Annotated in this window: 18 protein-coding genes and 1 pseudogene; 13 read left to right on the top strand and 6 right to left on the bottom strand. The window is 70.0% G+C overall.

Going from position 1 to position 16,446, the window contains the following annotated elements; translation table 11 throughout:
- Positions 1-2 precede the first annotated feature (2 nt).
- Positions 3-1,361: a glutamine synthetase family protein gene (locus CHC02_RS26350; protein WP_089394345.1), complete on the bottom strand. Its 1,359-nt coding sequence runs from the start codon at positions 1,359-1,361 to the stop codon at positions 3-5.
- Positions 1,362-1,649: 288 nt separating this feature from the next.
- On the opposite strand from CHC02_RS26350, the gene CHC02_RS26345 reads away from it, so the two are divergent.
- Together CHC02_RS26345 and CHC02_RS26340 are read left to right on the top strand one after the other, a co-directional pair.
- Entirely contained in the window at positions 1,650-2,210 is a 561-nt protein-coding gene (locus CHC02_RS26345) for a GNAT family N-acetyltransferase (RefSeq protein WP_089394344.1), read from the top strand.
- A gap of 15 nt (positions 2,211-2,225) precedes the next feature.
- Positions 2,226-2,423 (top strand): hypothetical protein, encoded by a 198-nt coding sequence (locus CHC02_RS26340; protein ID WP_089394343.1) that lies wholly within the window; start codon positions 2,226-2,228, stop codon positions 2,421-2,423.
- Positions 2,424-2,499: 76 nt separating this feature from the next.
- Here CHC02_RS26340 and CHC02_RS26335 read toward each other — a convergent pair whose 3' ends face one another.
- Together CHC02_RS26335 and CHC02_RS26330 are read right to left on the bottom strand one after the other, a co-directional pair.
- Complete coding sequence (locus CHC02_RS26335) at positions 2,500-3,396, bottom strand: universal stress protein (protein WP_089394342.1); 897 nt, start codon at positions 3,394-3,396, stop codon at positions 2,500-2,502.
- Positions 3,397-3,484: 88 nt separating this feature from the next.
- A complete protein-coding gene (locus tag CHC02_RS26330) occupies positions 3,485-4,198 on the bottom strand; it encodes a ferredoxin reductase domain-containing protein (RefSeq protein WP_139210263.1) in 714 nt (237 codons plus the stop codon).
- 206 nt (positions 4,199-4,404) lie between these two features.
- Between CHC02_RS26330 and CHC02_RS26325 the strand changes: the two genes are divergently transcribed.
- The 4 genes from CHC02_RS26325 (at position 4,405) to CHC02_RS26310 (ending at position 6,832) form a co-directional block, all read left to right on the top strand.
- Positions 4,405-4,947 carry an Hsp20/alpha crystallin family protein gene (locus CHC02_RS26325; protein WP_089394340.1) on the top strand — a complete coding sequence of 181 codons (543 nt, stop codon included), beginning with the start codon at positions 4,405-4,407 and terminating at the stop codon, positions 4,945-4,947.
- A 108-nt stretch (positions 4,948-5,055) separates the two neighbouring features.
- Positions 5,056-5,802, top strand: a complete 747-nt coding sequence (fnr, locus tag CHC02_RS26320) for a fumarate/nitrate reduction transcriptional regulator Fnr (RefSeq protein WP_089394339.1) — start codon at positions 5,056-5,058, stop codon at positions 5,800-5,802.
- Positions 5,803-5,937: 135 nt separating this feature from the next.
- Positions 5,938-6,138, top strand: coding sequence for a CBS domain-containing protein (locus CHC02_RS26315; protein ID WP_089394338.1), 201 nt, complete (start codon positions 5,938-5,940; stop codon positions 6,136-6,138).
- A gap of 22 nt (positions 6,139-6,160) precedes the next feature.
- Entirely contained in the window at positions 6,161-6,832 is a 672-nt protein-coding gene (locus tag CHC02_RS26310; protein WP_089394337.1) for a phosphoribosyltransferase, read from the top strand.
- Between the two features lie 6 nt (positions 6,833-6,838).
- On the opposite strand, the gene CHC02_RS26305 is transcribed toward CHC02_RS26310, so the two are convergent.
- Positions 6,839-7,408 (bottom strand): phosphoribosyltransferase family protein, encoded by a 570-nt coding sequence (locus tag CHC02_RS26305; protein ID WP_089394336.1) that lies wholly within the window; start codon positions 7,406-7,408, stop codon positions 6,839-6,841.
- 204 nt (positions 7,409-7,612) lie between these two features.
- On the opposite strand from CHC02_RS26305, the gene CHC02_RS26300 reads away from it, so the two are divergent.
- Positions 7,613-8,512: a universal stress protein gene (locus CHC02_RS26300; RefSeq protein WP_089394335.1), complete on the top strand. Its 900-nt coding sequence runs from the start codon at positions 7,613-7,615 to the stop codon at positions 8,510-8,512.
- A 15-nt stretch (positions 8,513-8,527) separates the two neighbouring features.
- Here the strand turns inward: CHC02_RS26300 and CHC02_RS26295 are convergent.
- Positions 8,528-8,764 (bottom strand): annotated as a pseudogene (locus CHC02_RS26295) (type 1 glutamine amidotransferase domain-containing protein); the annotation flags it as partial.
- 15 nt (positions 8,765-8,779) lie between these two features.
- The gene (locus CHC02_RS26290; RefSeq protein ID WP_089394334.1) at positions 8,780-9,040 is read right to left on the bottom strand and encodes a hypothetical protein; all 261 of its coding nucleotides are present in this window, start codon (positions 9,038-9,040) and stop codon (positions 8,780-8,782) included.
- 388 nt (positions 9,041-9,428) lie between these two features.
- On the opposite strand from CHC02_RS26290, the gene CHC02_RS26285 reads away from it, so the two are divergent.
- The 6 genes from CHC02_RS26285 to CHC02_RS26260 all read left to right on the top strand — a co-directional run bounded on the left by CHC02_RS26285 (position 9,429) and on the right by CHC02_RS26260 (position 16,073).
- A complete protein-coding gene (locus CHC02_RS26285) occupies positions 9,429-9,944 on the top strand; it encodes a sigma-70 family RNA polymerase sigma factor (protein ID WP_089394333.1) in 516 nt (171 codons plus the stop codon).
- The gene (locus CHC02_RS26280; RefSeq protein ID WP_089394332.1) at positions 9,941-10,915 is read left to right on the top strand and encodes a FecR domain-containing protein; all 975 of its coding nucleotides are present in this window, start codon (positions 9,941-9,943) and stop codon (positions 10,913-10,915) included. Before CHC02_RS26285 ends, CHC02_RS26280 begins: the two co-directional genes overlap by 4 nt.
- 121 nt (positions 10,916-11,036) lie before the next feature.
- Positions 11,037-13,481 (top strand): TonB-dependent siderophore receptor, encoded by a 2,445-nt coding sequence (locus tag CHC02_RS26275; protein ID WP_089394365.1) that lies wholly within the window; start codon positions 11,037-11,039, stop codon positions 13,479-13,481.
- A gap of 443 nt (positions 13,482-13,924) precedes the next feature.
- Entirely contained in the window at positions 13,925-14,383 is a 459-nt protein-coding gene (locus CHC02_RS26270; RefSeq protein WP_089394331.1) for an HvfA family oxazolone/thioamide-modified RiPP metallophore, read from the top strand.
- A 60-nt stretch (positions 14,384-14,443) separates the two neighbouring features.
- Positions 14,444-15,289, top strand: coding sequence for an HvfB family MNIO-type RiPP peptide maturase (locus CHC02_RS26265; RefSeq protein WP_089394330.1), 846 nt, complete (start codon positions 14,444-14,446; stop codon positions 15,287-15,289).
- On the top strand, positions 15,282-16,073 hold the full coding sequence (locus tag CHC02_RS26260; protein ID WP_089394329.1) for an HvfC family RiPP maturation protein: 792 nt from the start codon (positions 15,282-15,284) through the stop codon (positions 16,071-16,073). The genes CHC02_RS26265 and CHC02_RS26260 overlap by 8 nt, the downstream gene beginning before the upstream one ends.
- The last annotated feature ends 373 nt before the right edge of the window (positions 16,074-16,446 follow it).

The raw sequence follows: 16,446 nt of genomic DNA, 5'->3' as shown, positions 1-16,446 counted from the left end.
GATCAGACGCTCAGCAGCAGGAACTCGCGCTCCCAGGAGCTGATCACGCGCTTGTAGTTCTCGTGCTCGGTGCGTTTCACCGCGACGTAGCCCTGGACGAACTTGCGGCCCAGGTATTCGCCGAGCACCTCGCAGTCTTCCATCTGCGCCAGGGCGTCCTCGATGGTGATCGGCAGGCGCAGGTTGCGGCGCTCGTAGGCGCGCCCCTGCACCGGGGCGCTGGGCTCGAGCCGCTCGAGCATGCCCAGGTAGCCGCAGAGCAGGCTGGCGGCCAGCGCCAGGTAGGGGTTGGCATCGGCGCCGGGCAGGCGGTTCTCCACGCGCATGGCCGCGGGCGGGGCGGCCGGCACGCGCAGGCCCACGGTGCGGTTCTCTTCGCCCCACTCGACGTTCACCGGCGCGGAGGTGTCCGGCAGGAAGCGGCGGAAGGAGTTCACGTTCGGCGCGAACATCGGCAGCACCTTGGGGATGTACTTCTGCAGGCCGCCGATGAAGTGCCGGAACAGCTCGCTCATGGAGCCGTCCTCGTTGGCGAAGATGTTCCTGCCGGTGGCGATGTCCAGCACGCTCTGGTGGATGTGCATGGCGCTGCCCGGCTCGTCGGTGATCGGCTTGGCCATGAAGGTGGCGCTCACGTCGTGCTTGAGCGCGGCCTCGCGCATGGTGCGCTTGAACACGGTGATCTGGTCGGCCAGGCTCAGCGCGTCGCCGTGGCGGAAGTTGATCTCCATCTGCGCCGGGCCGTCCTCGTGGATCAGCGTGTCCAGGTCCAGGCCCTGCAGCTCGCACCAGTCGTAGACGTCCTCGAACAGCGGGTCGAATTCGTTGGCGGCGTCGATGGAGAAGCTCTGCCGGCCGCTCTCGGCGCGGCCCGAGCGGCCTACCGGGGCCTCCAGGGGGAAGTCCGGGTCGCTGCTGCGCTTGGTCAGGTAGAACTCCATCTCCGGCGCCACCACCGGGCTCCAGCCCTTGTCCGCATAGAGCCCGAGGACGCGCTTGAGCACGTTGCGCGGCGACAGCTCGATGGGGTTGCCGTACTTGTCGAAGGTGTCGTGGATGACCATCGCGGTCGGTTCCAGCGCCCAGGGCACCAGGAAGATGGCGTTCGGGTCGGGTTTGCAGACCATGTCGATGTCGGCTTCGTCCAGCAGGTCGTAATAGACGTCGTCATCGACGAAATCGCCGGTGACGGTCTGCAGCAACACACTTTCCGGGAGCCGCATGCCCCCTTCGCCGAGGAACTTGTTGGTGGGGGAAATCTTGCCGCGGGCGATGCCGGTCAGGTCGCTGACCACGCATTCGACTTCGGTGATTTTCTGTTGCTTCAGCCGTTGCTCCAGTTGCTCGGCGGGGGTGCTCATACAAGCCTCGGATGGTCCATGGGTTCTGGTGGGTGCGCCGGCAGCGTGCCGCTGCCTGGCCGCGGGGCTAGTTTCGTCCGTAGGGCGGGGGGCGTTCTATCCATTTTCCGCAGGCTTCAGGCTTCAGGCTTCAGGCGGCAGGCGGCAGGTGGGGCAGGGGGGGACCGTTCGACCGCCGGGGGCGGCGGCGTCGGTGTGATTTGATCGGGGTCAAACTTCCGTTCGCCCCGCGGCGTACAAGTGACCCGGCGGTTCCTTCCCATGCCGGCGCCACGCCAGGAGGTTTCCATGCCCATCGCCCAGCCTTCACAGCCCACCCAAGCCACCGACGAGCACTGGGTGGAGGCCCTGCCCGACGGCAGCCACGTGCTGATCCGGCCGTTGCGCGCGGAGGACCGCCAGCGCGAGGCGGACTTCATCGCCCGGCTGTCGCCGGAAGCGCGGCACTTCCGCTTCCTCTGCAGCATGCGCGAGGTCAGCCCGGCGCTGCTCGACCAGTTGATGGCGGTGGACTTCCACGACAGCGTCGCCTACGTCGCCCTGGTGCACCAGGATGGCGAGCTGGCGGAGGTGGGCGTCAGCCGCTACGCCCGGGGCGCCAACGCCGGCCAGTGCGAGTGCGCGGTGACGGTGGCCGACGATTGGCGGCACCGCGGCCTGGCGGCGGCGCTGATGCGTCACCTGATCGAGACCGCCCGGCGCAACGGCATGACGCAGATGTACTCGATCGATTCGGCGGCCAACGCCCCGATGCACGAGCTGGTGCGCTTCCTCGGCTTCAGCAGCCACCAGGACCCGGACGACCCGACGCAGACGGTCCACACCCTGCAACTGCAGCCGGCGACCTGAGGCGGGGAGGCAGCCATGCGCATCCAATTGCTGTGCACCAGCGACGGGCGCTGCTACGTCCAGCTGGACAAGGTCCGCGTGCCCTTCCAGGGCGCGGAGCAGGCCCGGGATTACCTGGCACGCCTGCAGCAGCGCATCGTCGCGCCCCACGTGCTGGCCGAGGCGCAACGCCGCGACGCCGAGAAACGCCAGGCGCAGCGCCGGGCCGACTGAGCGTGCCAGCGGGCCCGCGGCCAGTGCGCCCAGGGCCCGCTCGGCCGCCCACGCGGGGCGGCCATGCGCCTGGTGTTCAGGGGCGTATCGCGAGGATGCTGGAATGCACCTGGTACAGCGCCTGCTCGGTGGTGCTGCCGACGATCTTCGCCAGCCCGGCGTGGTAGAGGGTGCCCATGACCACGACGTCGATCCGGTAGTCGTCGGCGAACTCGGCGATGACCCGGTTGGCCGCGCCCTTGATCAGGTGCAGGCACTTCTGCTCGATGCCGAAGCGCTCGCCCAGGCGCTGCATGCGCTCGGTGGCGCGGCCGCTCATCTGTTCCTGGATCTCGCTGGTCCAGGCCACCGGCCCCACGGCATAGGCGAGGAAGCTGCTGCTCAGGTCGTAGGCCTGCAGCAGGTGCAGCTCGGCATCGCATTGCCGCGCCAGTTGCTGGGCCGACTCGACGATGCGCGCGTTCAGCTCGTCGACCCGGGTGTCGTCCTGGGACAGGTCCAGCGCCGCCGCCACCTTGCGCGGCAGCGGATGCTCGGCGTGGCTCACCAGGTGCAGCGGCACCGGGCACTGGCGCAGCAGTTGCCAGTCCAGCGGCGTCATCAGCGCGCGGCTGACGGCCGTTTCGTAGTGCACGTCCTTGACCAGCAGGTCGAAACCGCGCTCGCGCGCCAGGCGCAGGATCTCCTGCAGCGGGTCGTCGCTCCAGATCGCCTCGGCGCTGGCCTCGATGCCGCGGCCGCGCAGCAACGCCACCTGGTCGTCGAGCCAGCCCTGGTGGTGCGCCTGGATCGCCTGTCGGGCGCGTTGCTGCAGCTCGTGGTCGAGGGTGTTCAGGGCCGGCGCCAGGCTCTCCGGCATCAGCATGTGCAGGCTGGCGCCGGCGGAGCCGGCCAGGGCCTGGGCGCGGGCCATGGCGGCGGAATAGTGCAGGTGGGTGTCGCAGATCAGGAGCAGGCGCGAATAGGCGTTCATGGCAGTCTCCGCAGCGGCGCCCGCGCGCCGGGCGCGGGCTGGGTGGTGTGAGCCTGGGCCGGGGTGGGCGGGGGCACTTTGATGCGCATCAAGAACGGTGGCGCAGAGGGGCCGGCAGCCGGTCGAAACGGACCACCGGCCCTTCCGCGGGCGCCTGCCCGGGGGGCGGCGACAGCAGGCGCTCACTGCGCAGCCAGATGCGCGTTGCCGGTACCCCGCTGCGCACGCAGGCCTGTGCCGCGCTGCGGCCGAGGAAGTCGGCGGTGGCGCAGAACACCACGTCGGGCAGCGGCTCCAGCAACTGCCGGTGCAGGCGCTCCAGCAGGCAGGCCCCGTGGACCTTCTCGTCGAGCAGGCCCAGGGAGTGCAGCCAGCGGCGGCACTCCTCGGGCAGGCCCGCCAGGCTGGCCGCATCCGCGATCAGGTCCAGGTGCAGCCCGGGCATCCAGCAGGCCAGTTCGTCGATCGCCGCCGCCACCGACAGCAGGCCGCCGCCGCTGGCCAGTACCAGCACCCGGCCGGCGCGCAGGGGCAGGGGCCAGCCGATGCCCAGCGGGCCCCGGTAGTCCAGCCAGCCAGCCGCGGCGTCGAACCGGCCGGGATGGCCGGCGCTGACGATGAAGGGGCCGAAGTGCTCCGGCAGGCTGATGTAGCTGTACGGCTGCAGCGCCCCGCCATGGACGCCCAGCAGGCAATACTGGCCGGGAATGACGGCGCCGCCTTCATCATCTTCGAGCGCCAGGCGCAGGCATTGCCCCGTGCCCGGCACGCAAAGCACCTCCAGTAGCCTTACCCGTTCCATTGCGCGCCCCCTTGCCGAGGTCGATGACGCGTGGCTTCCCGGTCCAGGCTAGGCGCCGCGGGCCGTGCCGCCTTGACCGCCATCAAGTTCTGCGCCGCGGGGGCCCCGGCCGGCGTTTTGACCGGGATCAAGGACAGCGCCCGCGGCAGTCGCAGAATCGATTCGCCCCATTTCCGAGGCGTTTTCATCTTGCGGAGGAATTCCCCATGTCCGATCCCGCCAAGCAAGTCCCCATCACGCCGTCCGCCAACCAGGGCGCCAAGGCGCCAGCCCCCGCTGCCGGGCCCTTCGACACCCTGCGACGGCAGATCGACAGCCTGTTCGACGACTTCGGCCGCGCGCCGCTGCGCCTGCCCTTCGGCCACAGCGCCTTCGACGTGGAGCCGTTCTGGCGGCGCGAGCCCTTCGCCCGCGGCCTGCCCGCGGTGGACGTCAGCGAGCAGGCCGAGGAATACCGCATCAGCGCCGAGCTGCCCGGCATGGATGAGAAGGACATCGAGGTCAAGCTGGCCAACGGCAACCTGGTCATCAAGGGCGAGAAGAAGGAAGAGAAGGACGAGCAGCGCAAGGAGTACCACCTGTCGGAGCGCCACTACGGCAGTTTCGAGCGGGTATTCCGGCTGCCCCGGGAGGTCGACCCCGAGAAGGTCCACGCGCAGTTCTCCAGGGGCGTGCTGCAGGTGCACCTGCCCAAGCGCGCCGAGGCGGTCCATCCGGAGAAAGTCATCCCGGTGAAGAACGGCGATTGATGCACCCGGGCGCGCCTGGCGGCAGGCGCGCCCCTTCGTCGAAGGGCGGAGCGCGGCATGGCGAAGCGGCTATAGTGGGAAAATCCCCTTCCTGTCGGAGGCGCTGCCATGTCCGACGCTCATCGCTCCACGCCGCGCCCGCAGGTCAACTGCCAGGCGTGCTCGCTGAGCCGCCTGTGCCTGCCGGCCAGCCTCAGCGACGGCGAAGTCGAGGCGCTGGACCGCATCGTCCGGCGCAGCCGCCCGCTGCAGAAGGGCGAGTACCTGTTCCGCGCCGACGAGCCGATGCAGCACGTGTTCGCCGTGCGCTCCGGGGCGCTGAAGAGCTACCTGCTCGATGCCGGCGGCGGCGAGCAGGTGACCGGCTTCGTGCTGCCCGGCGAGATGCTGGGGCTGGACGCCATCGGTTCGCCACGCTTCCCGGGCTATGCGGTGGCGCTGGAAATCTCCATGGTGTGCAGCATCGGCCTGGAACAGCTGGAGGACCTGTCCGGGCGCATCCCCGGCCTGCGCCACCAGCTGCTGCACATCCTCAGCCAGAGCATCCAGGGCGAGCATGCGCACATCCGCTGCAGCCGCGAGCGCGCCGAACAGCGCCTGGCCGGCTTCCTCCTCGGCCTGTCGGCCCGCTACCACCAGCGCGGCCTGTCGCAGGAGCGCTTCACCCTGCCGATGAGCCGCGGCGACATCGGCAACTACCTGGACCTCACCATGGAGACGGTCAGCCGCCTGTTCACCCGTTTCGTCCAGAGCGGCCTGATCGAGTGCCACGGCCGCGAAGTGCGCCTGCTGGACCGCCAGGGCCTGTGCCGGATGAGCGGCCTGGAGGCGCAGCAGGAAGGCGCAGCGCGCTGACCGGGCCGTTCATCCGCTGGCCGGGGCGCGGGGCCGGGGGCGGCGCCAATCTGATCGAGATCAAGGTGAGCCCGTTGCGCCGCGCCCATGGTGCAAGGCAAGCGAATGCCCGCTTGCCCGCACAGGAGACGCACCATGGCCATCGGCGAATACTGCAACCGCGACGTCGTCATCGCGGCGCCCAGCGTATCCATCCTGACCGCCGCCCGGCTGATGAGCCAGTACCACGTCGGCGACCTGGTGCTCGGCGTGCTGGCCGACAACCTGCGCGACCTCTCGCGCCTGGTGGGGTTCCAGAACCTGCGCGAAGAGGGCGAGCGCGAAGAGGATGACTAGGCCCTCCGGGCAGGTGGCTGCCATGACTGACGCAAGACTTCCCTTCGTCGACCGCGCCGATGCCGGCCGGGCCCTGGCGCGGCTGCTGCAGGCCCGCCGGGGCGACGCCGGGGCGATAGTGCTGGCCCTGCCGCGCGGTGGCGTGCCAGTCGGCTATGAGGTGGCCAATGAACTGGATGTGGCCCTGGACCTACTGATCGTGCGCAAGCTCGGCGTGCCTTCGTACCCGGAACTGGCCATGGGCGCCATCGCCAGCGGCGGCGTGCGGGTGCTGAATGAGGACGTGCTGCGGACATATGGCGTCGACGCGCGTGCCCTGGAGGCGGTGGAGCGCCGGGAAAGCGCCGAGCTGCACAGGCGCGAGCGCGCCTACCGCGGGCAGCGGCCCGTGCCGCAACTGCGTGGCCGGCAGGTGATATTGGTCGACGACGGCCTGGCCACGGGCGCCACCATGCTGTCCGCCGTGCGGGCGGTACGCCGCCAGGCGCCCGCGGGCATGGTCGTCGCCGTTCCCGTGGCGCCGGCGGAGGTGCTGGCGGAGCTGCGCGAGGAGGTCGACGAGGTGGTCTGCCCGTTCACCCCGGAGCCGTTCAGCGCCATCGGCCGCTGGTACCTGGACTTCTCCCAGACCAGCGACGCCGAGGTGGTGGACCTGCTGCAGCGGGCCTGGCAGCGGGAGGCGGGCGGAGCCTAGCGTCCGTCAGGTGCGGCGCCGGCCATGGCGGAGCACGTCGATGCGCAGCTCCGCCTCGTAGGGCGGCACGTTGCATTCGACGATGTCGTCCGGCGCCACCTGCAGATGCACCCCCACCACGTCGGCATGCACCGGCTGGCGGCTCACGCAGCGGTCGACCAGCACGCCGGCCAGGACGTGGCGCGCGCCGAGTTGCGCAAGGTACGCGCAGGCGCGCAGTAGCGAGTGCCCCTCGTAGAGCACGTCGTCCACGACCAGCAGCGTGGTGTGGCCGAGGTCCATGCCGGCCAGTTGCGGGTTTTCCGTGAGCGCCGTCTCCGGGTGCAGCAGGCTCAGGTCGTCGGCGTAGCGTTTCACCTTCAGGGCGTGGACGGGCAGCGGCGCGTGCCCGCAGTGCTGCACCAGGTGTTCCTGCAGCCGCCGCGCCAGGGGTTCGCCACGCCGCAGGATGCCGACCAGGGCGCTGTCGCCCGGGGGCAGCAGCGGGGCGGCCCTGCGCGCCATTTCCAGGAGCACCGCATCCAGCTCCCGGGCGTCGTACAGGGTCAGGCGTTGCGCATCGTTCGGGTTCGCCATGGGGCCTCCGGGCAATAGTGGGGCAGGGCCCATGGGCTGGGGCTGCCATGGCATCCACCATCCCGCGTCGGACGATGGACGAATTTGATCCAACGCAAATCCTGCGCCTGCCGGGCGCCGGAAACTCGTTGGTGGCGCTTCCATCGAGCCGGAAGCGGTTGCCCCTGCCTTCCGGCGCGCGGCCGGACAATCACGAGGTGCGATATGAGTCAGCTACGCAAGCTCCTGTTCGTGACCCACCCCGAGCAACATCATTCTCCCGGCCTGCAGCGCGCGCTCGCCCTGGCATCGGCCTGCGACGCGGCCCTTCACGTGCTCGTCTACGTGCAGCCCTTCGCGACCTTCCTGCTGGACCGCAAGGTCATGGAGCAGGCACGCGAAAGCATGCTGCAGGCCCAGCGCCAAGCCTGGGAAAACGAATGCGCGGCCCAGCGGGGGCGGGGGCTGGAGGTCACGGCCTCGGTGGTGGCGGCGGACAACCTGCGCGAGGAGATGCTCCAGGACATCCGCGAGCTGCAGCCGGACATGGTGATCAAGGACGTGCGCCACGAGCCGGCGCTCAAGCGTTCCTTCGTCACCCCCCTGGACTGGCACCTGCTGCGGGAGTGCCCGGCGCCGCTGCTGCTGGTCAACGACATCCGCCAGCCCCTGCCGCGCCGGATAGTCGCGGCGGTCGACCCGTCCGACCCGCAGACCCAGCTCAGCGACATCAACGACAGGGTCATCTCGGCCGCCAATGGCCTGGCCCTGCAATGCAACGCGGAGCTGCACCTGCTGTTCATCTACGACTGCATGCCGGCCTACATGGCCAATGGCGGCGAGGGCGGCGTGGCCTGGGTCGACCTGGTCGAAGAGATGCGCGGCGCGCTGCACAAGCCCTTCCTCGCCCTGGCGGACCGGTACGGCGTCCCCGAGGAGCGCCGCCACTTCCTGATGGGCACGGCGGTGCGCGGCATCGCCAACTTCGTCGAGCAGAACGCCATCGACGTGACCGTGATGGGCCGCATCCACCGCCGGGCCGTGGACCGGCTGATCGGCAGCACCACCGAACACCTGATCGAGCACGTCGAGGGCAGCGTGCTGGCCGTGCGCCCGGGCGGCTAGGCCGGCGCCGGCCGCCTAGCGCAGCAGCTCGGCCAGCCGCAGCGCCGTCGCTTTCGCCGACTGCGGGTTCTGGCCGGTCACCAGGCGGCCATCCACCACCACCCTGGGCACGAACGGCAGCAGGGCCTTTTCGTAGCGCGCGCCGCGCCGCTTCATTTCCTCTTCGGCGTTGTAGGGCATCTTCTTCGCCACGCCGGCGAGGATTTCCTCGCGCCAGGAGAACCCGGTGAGCCTGCGCCCCGCCACCAGCAGGCTAAGGATCGAAACTCATGCACTGAGTTTCTTTTTCGAGCACCTCTTTTCCTGGAGGTAGCGCCCCTGGAGTGCAAGCGTTTCCGTCTTGCTCAGAATGCCTTTCTTCTTCAGGTTGACGAGCAACTGCTCAACGCTGTCCAGTTCGACCACGTCGCCGGCCAGACGGGTGATGGTCATCGCCATGCGGCTCATTTCGTCGCGCTCTGCGGTGACCTCGTGAGCCTTGGCAAGCTTGCGGACCTGGCTGGCGACACTGGTGGCGGCTTTGCTCATAAACCCTCCATTCGTTTTCGCAACATGGCATCAAAGCCTGCCCGCCCCGCGCCCGTGCTGTCGATCAGCGTGAGGCCAGGAGAATCCGGGGGCGCCTATGGCCGCCAACGCCAGGGCAGGGTAAAAGGAGCGGTTGCCCGCTGCCGGAACCCCCCACCTTGAAACGCGCAAGCCCATTGCTGATCGCCATGCTCCTGGCCGCTGCCGGCAGGCGCATCCGCGCTCCGGGCTGAGCGACATGCAGCTGGTCCTGGCCATCGCCAGCCCGGGCTGAGCCCGGTGCCGGGGCAGGGCGTTGCCGCGCATTGTGGAAACCTGTCGCGTTGAAATAAAATGAGACGCTTTCTCATTCTCGCCTTTCCGGCGGTCCCGCCAAGGATGCCCGCGCATGTTTCCCGCTTCGTCCCACGCTTCGCCGGCAGCCACGCTGGAGCGCCTCTACGGCGACCATCACGGCTGGCTGTTCGGCTGGTTGCGCCAGCGCCTGGGCAATGCCCCGGATGCGGCGGACATCGCCCATGACACCTACCTGCGCATCCTCACCTCCGGGCGCACGCCGCCGCCGGACGATTCGCGGCGCTACCTGGTGCAGGTGGCCAAGGGCCTGGTCATCGACCTGTGGCGCCGCCAGGACGTGGAGCGCGCCTACCGCGAGGCCATCGCGCACCTGCCCGAGGCGCAGGTGCCGGCGCCGGAAACCCACTGGCTGATCGTCGAGTCGCTGCTGCGCATCGACGCGATGCTGGACGGGCTGCCGAGCCAGACGCGGGAGGTGTTCCTGCTGGCGCAGTTCCACGAACTCACCCTGCGGCAGATCGCCGAGCGCACCGGCATGGCGCTGATCACCGTGCGCCGGCACATCCACAAGGCGCTGGTGGCCTGCATGGCGGCCTGCGACCCATGAGCCGCGGGGATGCCCGGGGCGCACCCGCGGCCAGGCTGCTGGAAGAGGCGGCCGAGTGGATCATGACGCTGCGCTTCGACGCCCCCGGCGAGGCGCAGTGGCAGGCCTTCGAGCGTTGGCGCGGGCAGAGCGACGCGCACCGCGAGGCCTGGGCGCGCGCCGAGCGGGTGTTCGGCACCTTCGACGCGGTGCCCACGGAACTGGGCCGCCAGGCGCTGCATGGCCTGGAGGGGCTCAAGGGCCTGAGCCGGCGCCGCGCGCTGCGCCTGCTGGGCGCGCTGCTGATGGCCGCGCCGGCCGGCTGGCTGGTGGCGCGCAGCGCCCCCTGGGACGGCTGGCTGGCCGATGCCAGCACCGGCACCGGCGAACGCAGGGCGCTGACGCTGGCCGACGGCAGCCAGGTGGTGCTCAACACGGCATCGGGGCTGGACGTTCGTTTCGACGCCACGGCGCGCCGCCTGCGCCTGCGCAATGGCGAGGTGCTGGTGACCACCCACGCCGACCCCGTGGCGCCGCGCCGACCGTTCCTGGTCGACGCCCGGCAGGGCGTGGTCGAGGCGCTGGGCACGCGTTTCAGCGTGCGCCAGCTGGGCGAGCAGTGCCAGGTGGCGGTGTTCGCGCACCAGGTGGAGATTCGCCCGCATGCCGGCGCCGTGCTGCGCCTGGCCGCCGGCCAGCAGGCCTGGTTCGACGCCCGCGGCGTGCTGCGCACCGCGGCGGTGGACGACAGCGCCGCGCTCTGGGAGCAGGGCATGCTGGTGGCCCGCGACCAGCCGCTGGTGGAGGTGCTGGCGGAGCTGGGGCGCTATCGCCACGGCTTGCTGCGTTGCGACCCGGAGGTGGCCGGGGTGCGTGTCTCCGGCGCGCTGTCGGTGGCGGACACCGACCAGGCGCTCAACGCCCTGGAGCTGACGCTGCCGGTGCGGGTGTCGCGCCTGAGCCGCTACTGGGTGACGGTTTCCGCCCGCTAGCGAAACAATTTCACGTCCCCCTGAGCACTTTTTCCGTCTCGTCCGGGAAAGAGGCTGAACACGCCTCGTGGGGAGGGGTGGGCAGCCCGCGCGACGCGCGGCTTGAAGGATGGCAATGAGCATGGCTTCGAAGCACCGACGGCATTCCGGCACCGGTCGAATCACCCACCTGGCCCTGGCGGCGGCGATCCATGGCGCGGCCCTGGGTTGCGCCGGCCTGGCCCTGGCCCCGTCCGTGGCCATGGCCGCAGAGGACGCGCGCGACTACGCCATCGGCGCCGGCGCGCTGAGCGACGTGCTGGCCCGTTTCGCCGCGCGCGCCGGGGTGCAACTGGTGTTCGACCCGGCGAAGCTGGCCGGGCGTAGCAGCCCGGGCCTGAAGGGCCGCTACAGGGTCGACGAAGGCTTCCAGCGCCTGCTGCGCGGCAGCGGTCTGCAACCGGTGCGGCGCGGCGCGGGCATCTACGCGCTGGAGGATTCCGGCACCGCGCTGCAGATGCCGGCCGAAACCGTGCTCGGCAAGGGCCGCGACACCCTGGCCATGCCCGAGACGGTGATCCAGGCGAGCGCCGGCGCTGCCGGCACCCCGGGCGGCTACCAGCAACTGAGCGACAGCAGCACCACGCGCCTGGGCCTGACGCCGCGGGAAACGCCCCAGGGCGTCACCACGCTGTCGCGCCAGCAACTGGACGACTTCAACATGAACAGCGTGAAGGACGCGCTGCGCAGCGCGCCCTCGGTGACGGTCGAGCAGTACGAGACCGACCGCACCAACTTCACCTCCCGCGGCTTCGACATCAACAACTTCGAGTACGACGGCATCGGCTCGCCGTTCAGCGCCGGCCTGCTCAGCGGCGACCTGGACCTGGCCGAGTACGAGCAGGTGGACATCCTCCACGGCGCCAACGGCCTGATGAGCGGCACCGGCAACCCCTCGGCCACCGTCAACTTCATCCGCAAGCGCCCGACCTACACGCCGCAGGCCCAGGTGAAGCTCTCGGTGGGTTCCTGGGGCACCCGCCGCGTCGACCTCGACGCCGCCGGCCCGCTGACCGACTCGGGCACCGTGCGCGGCCGCTTCATCTACGCCAACGAAACCGGCAATTCCTACCTGGACCGCTACTCCCACGAGAAGAACGTGCTCAGCGGCATGCTGGCCTTCGACCTCTCGGCGGCGGACACCCTCACCGTCGGCTTCTCGGACAACAAGAGCAATTCCAACGGCAGCAGTTGGGGCGCGCTGCCGCTGACCGACTACGCCGGCAACCTGATCCACTACAGCCGCCGCGGCGCCAACATCGGCCAGGACTGGACCTACTGGGACGTGCACACCCAGCGCGCCTTCGTCGAACTGGCCCACGACTTCGGCGCCGGCTGGAAGGGCAAGCTCAACGTCACCGGCGTGGACCAGAGCCAGCAGGCGAACATGTATTACCTGATGGCCAACGACGCCGACACGCCCTGGCTGGCCGACCCCAGCCACAGCCATTCCGGCGAGAAGCAGCTGCTGGGCGAGGCCCAGCTGAGCGGCCCGTTCAGCCTCGGCGGGCGCCAGCACGACCTGACCCTGGGCGTGGACTACGGCCGCTCGCGGCACAGCGACCGTGGCTACTACAACAACGAAGACGAGTTCATGGACGCCGACCTGGGCCAGACCCTGAGTGGCGCCGTACCCAGGCCGAGCCTGAGCTACACCAACGACACCATCGAGATGGCGCGCTTCACCGACCGGCAGAAGAGCGTCTACGCCGGCACCCGCCTGAACCTCGGCGACCGGCTGCACTGGATCCTCGGCGCGCGCATGCTCAGCGTCGACAGCGACGGCACCGACTACGGCAGCGCCCGCGACGTGCACATCCATGGCGAGGTGACGCCCTACACCGGCGTGGTCTACGACCTGAACGAGCGGTACTCGCTGTACGCCAGCTACACCAGGATCTTCAACCCGCAGTACGTCATGGATGCCCAGGGCAAGGTGCTCGACCCGCTGGAAGGCAAGAGCTACGAGGCCGGCATCAAGGGCAGCCTGCTCGACGACCAGCTGAGTCTGTCGGCTGCGCTGTTCAAGACCGACCAGCGCAACGTCGCCGAAGCCACCGACCAGAGCCTGCCCGGCGGCGAGACCATCTACAACGGCGAGGACTTCAAGAGCCATGGCGTGGAACTGGAAGCCAGCGGCCAACTGGCCCCCGGCCTGCAACTGCAGGGCGGCTACACCTACGTGCACATCGAGGACCCGGACGGCCACAAGGCGCGCCAGTACGTGCCCAGCCACAGCCTGCGCAGCAGCCTGACCTACCAACTGCCGGGCCTGCCCCGGGCCAAGGTCGGCACCCGCGTGGCCTGGCAGAGCGCCATCCAGCTCGACGACGACAGCCGCGTGCGGCAGAACGCCTACGCCCTGGTGGACCTGATGGCCAGCTACGACATCGACAAGCACTGGAGCACGTCGCTGAACCTGAACAACGTCACCGACCGCAAGTACCTGATGAGCCTGTACAGCGGGGGTTCCGGCTTCTACGGCCCGTCGCGCAACGTGACGGCTTCGCTGAGCTACAACTTCTGAGGCGCCGTAGGGCCAGGTACCTCATGAAAACCTGTAGGGCCCTGCCCGCGAAATCGCGCGCAGGGCGCGCTCCTACATGGGCACGGCGTGGTGGGGCAGTGCAGGAGCGGATCTCATCCGCGAATCGCACCTGAACCTCCGGCTATCGCGGACAAGGTCCGCTCCTACGGGTGGGTAACTGAGCGGACTCCGTCCGCGATGGCCTACGGCCGCATGAGCCATTGGGCATCCTGGCGCTGTATCCCAATGTATCCCGCCAGCCCCTGCACGAGGCACGCATACAAACCCGGCCACCCTCCGATACGTCGCCGATACATGGCGCGGGCCAAATGGCCACACCCGGACGAGAGACCCGGCGGGCTTCGAAAGCCGGCCCCCCGCTCGTCCGGGTTCGACCAGAACCCAGACCCGCGCGCCAAGCGCCCAGCATCGGAGAAACACCCATGTCCCGTAACCCGATCCAGACCAAGACCCGCATCGGCCTGCTCGCCATCGCCCTGGTGGGCGGCGCCAACCTCGCCACCTCGGCCTTCGCCGTCGAGGCGCTGCCCCAGGGCTACCAGCTCGCCGCCGCCGAAAAGGCCGGGGAGGGCAAGTGTGGCGAAGGCAAGTGCGGCGCCGGCAAGGCCAAGGCGACCCAGGCCGAAGGCAAGTGCGGGGAGGGCAAGTGCGGCGACGCCTCCTTCTCGCGTACCGACAGCGACCACGACGGCAAGGTCTCGCGCGACGAGTTCCTGGCCGTGGCCAGGGACCGCGCCGGCGACTTCGACAGGATCGACGCCGACCACGACGGCTTAATCTCCGAGGCCGAGGCCTACCAGCACCTGAAGAGCGTCTTCGAGGCCCACGGCAAGCCGATGCCGGCCGGCCTGTTCGCCAGGCTCCAGGGCGACCGCCACTGAGTCATCCGCCAATCCGGCCCTCCCTGCGGGGAGGGCATTCCTCCCCCGTGGAGCCTTGCCATGAATGCCCATTCCCTACCGCGCGGGGCCGGCCTCGGCCTGCGCCGCGCGCTGCTGCCCGAGCTGCTGGCGATGCCCGCCGAAGCCGTGGACTTCCTCGAATGCGCGCCGGACAACTGGATCGGCGTCGGCGGTGCCTATGGCGAGGGCCTGGCGCAGCTCGCCGAGCGCTTCCCGCTGGCCTGCCACGGCCTGTCGCTGTCCCTCGGCGGCCCCGGGCCACTGGACCTCGAGCTGCTGCGGCGCACCCGGCAGTTCCTCGACCGCCACCGCGTCGGCCTGTTCAGCGAGCACCTGAGCTACTGCTCTGACGACGGCCAGCTCTACGACCTGCTGCCGCTGCCCTTCACCGACGAGGCGGTGCACCACGTCGCCGCGCGCATCCACCAGGCCCAGGACGTGCTGGGGCGGCGCATCGCGGTGGAGAACATTTCCTACTACGCCGCGCCCTACCAGGCGCTGAGCGAGATCGATTTCCTCCGGGCCGTGCTGGCGGAAGCCGACTGCGACCTGCTGCTGGACGTCAACAACCTGGTGGTCAACGCCTGCAACCACGGCTACGACGCCGCCGCCTTCCTGGCCCGGGTGCCCGCCGAGCGGGTGGCCTGCATCCACGTGGCGGGGCACTACGACGAGGCGCCGGACCTGAAGATCGATACCCACGGCGCCAGCGTGCAGCAGCCGGTCTGGCACCTGTTGGCGCAGGCCTACGCCCGCTGTGGCGTGGTGCCGACGCTGCTGGAGCGCGACTTCAACTTCCCGCCGCTGGCCGAGCTGCTGGCGGAGGTGGACTGCATCCGCACCCTGCAGCAGGCCGCCGCGCCGCGGGAGGTGAGCCATGGCTGAGACCCTGCGCGAGCAGCAACTGCAACTGGCCCGGCACATCCGCGACCCGCAGCGCAACGCGCCGCCGCCGGGCATCGAGGCACGGCGCCTGGCGGTGTATCGCCAGCTGTTCCTGGGCAATGTGCAGTCGTTGCTGGCCGGCAGCTTCCCGGTGCTGCGCGCCAGCCTGGCCGACAGCCAGTGGCATGCGCTGACGGAGCGCTTCTACGCTGACTACCGTTGCCGGACGCCGCTGTTCACCGAGCTGGCCGGCGAGTTCGTCGCCTTCCTCGAACAGCGCGGGATCGACGCGCCGGCCTGGGCCGCCGAGCTGGCGCACTACGAATGGGTGGAGACCGCCCTGTCGCTCAGCGACAGCCGGGAGCCGGCCCACGACCCGCAGGGCGACTTGCTGGAGGGCGTGCCGCTGCTGTCGTCCCTGGCCTGGCCGCTGGCCTACGCCTGGCCGGTGAGCGACCTGGGCCCCGGCCACCTGCCCGGGCAGCCGCCAGAGCAGCCGACGCTGCTGCTGGCCCGCCGCGGCGGCGACCAGCAGGTGCACTTCGCCCGCCTGGCGCCGCTGGCCCACGCGTTGCTGGAGTCCGTGCGCGACCGCCAGCTGAGCGGCCGGGAACACCTGCAGGCGCTGGCCGAGGCCATTGGCGCCGACCCCGAACCCATCCTGCGGCAGGGCCTGGCCCTGTTGCAGGCCCTTCACGCACAAGGCGTGGTGCTCGGCACGCGCAACCTGTGCGCTACCCACCGTCGACAGCATTCCTCAGCCCCCAGGGAGACACCGCGATGACCGACATACCGGACAGCATCCTTCCGTGATGCAGTGAGGTGATGTTCGAGAAGCCCGCGTGCCTGGCCAGGTGCGCGGGCTTTTTCGTTGGGGAAGCAGTGCACGATGGCGAACGGACGGGCAATCCGTAGGCGCGGGTGGGGCAGCGTAGGGCGAATAACCGTTCGCGGTTATCCGCCGTTGGCCGGAGCGCCGGTGCTCGGGGGCGATGACGGAGAGCGCCATACAGGTTGGCCTGAAGGATGGCGCCTGATTTCGACGCCGCTCAGGACGGCCCCCTCTCCCGCTTGCGGGAGAGGGTTGGGGAGAGGGGACGGATTCAAGCCAAGGCAGCGGAGGGGCAGGAGAAATCTGTTCGCGAGCAAGCTCGCTC

This window comes from Pseudomonas delhiensis (assembly GCF_900187975.1).
GTDB classification, from domain to species: Bacteria; Pseudomonadota; Gammaproteobacteria; order Pseudomonadales; family Pseudomonadaceae; genus Pseudomonas; species Pseudomonas delhiensis.
This window is presented reverse-complemented; position numbering and strand designations above follow the sequence as displayed.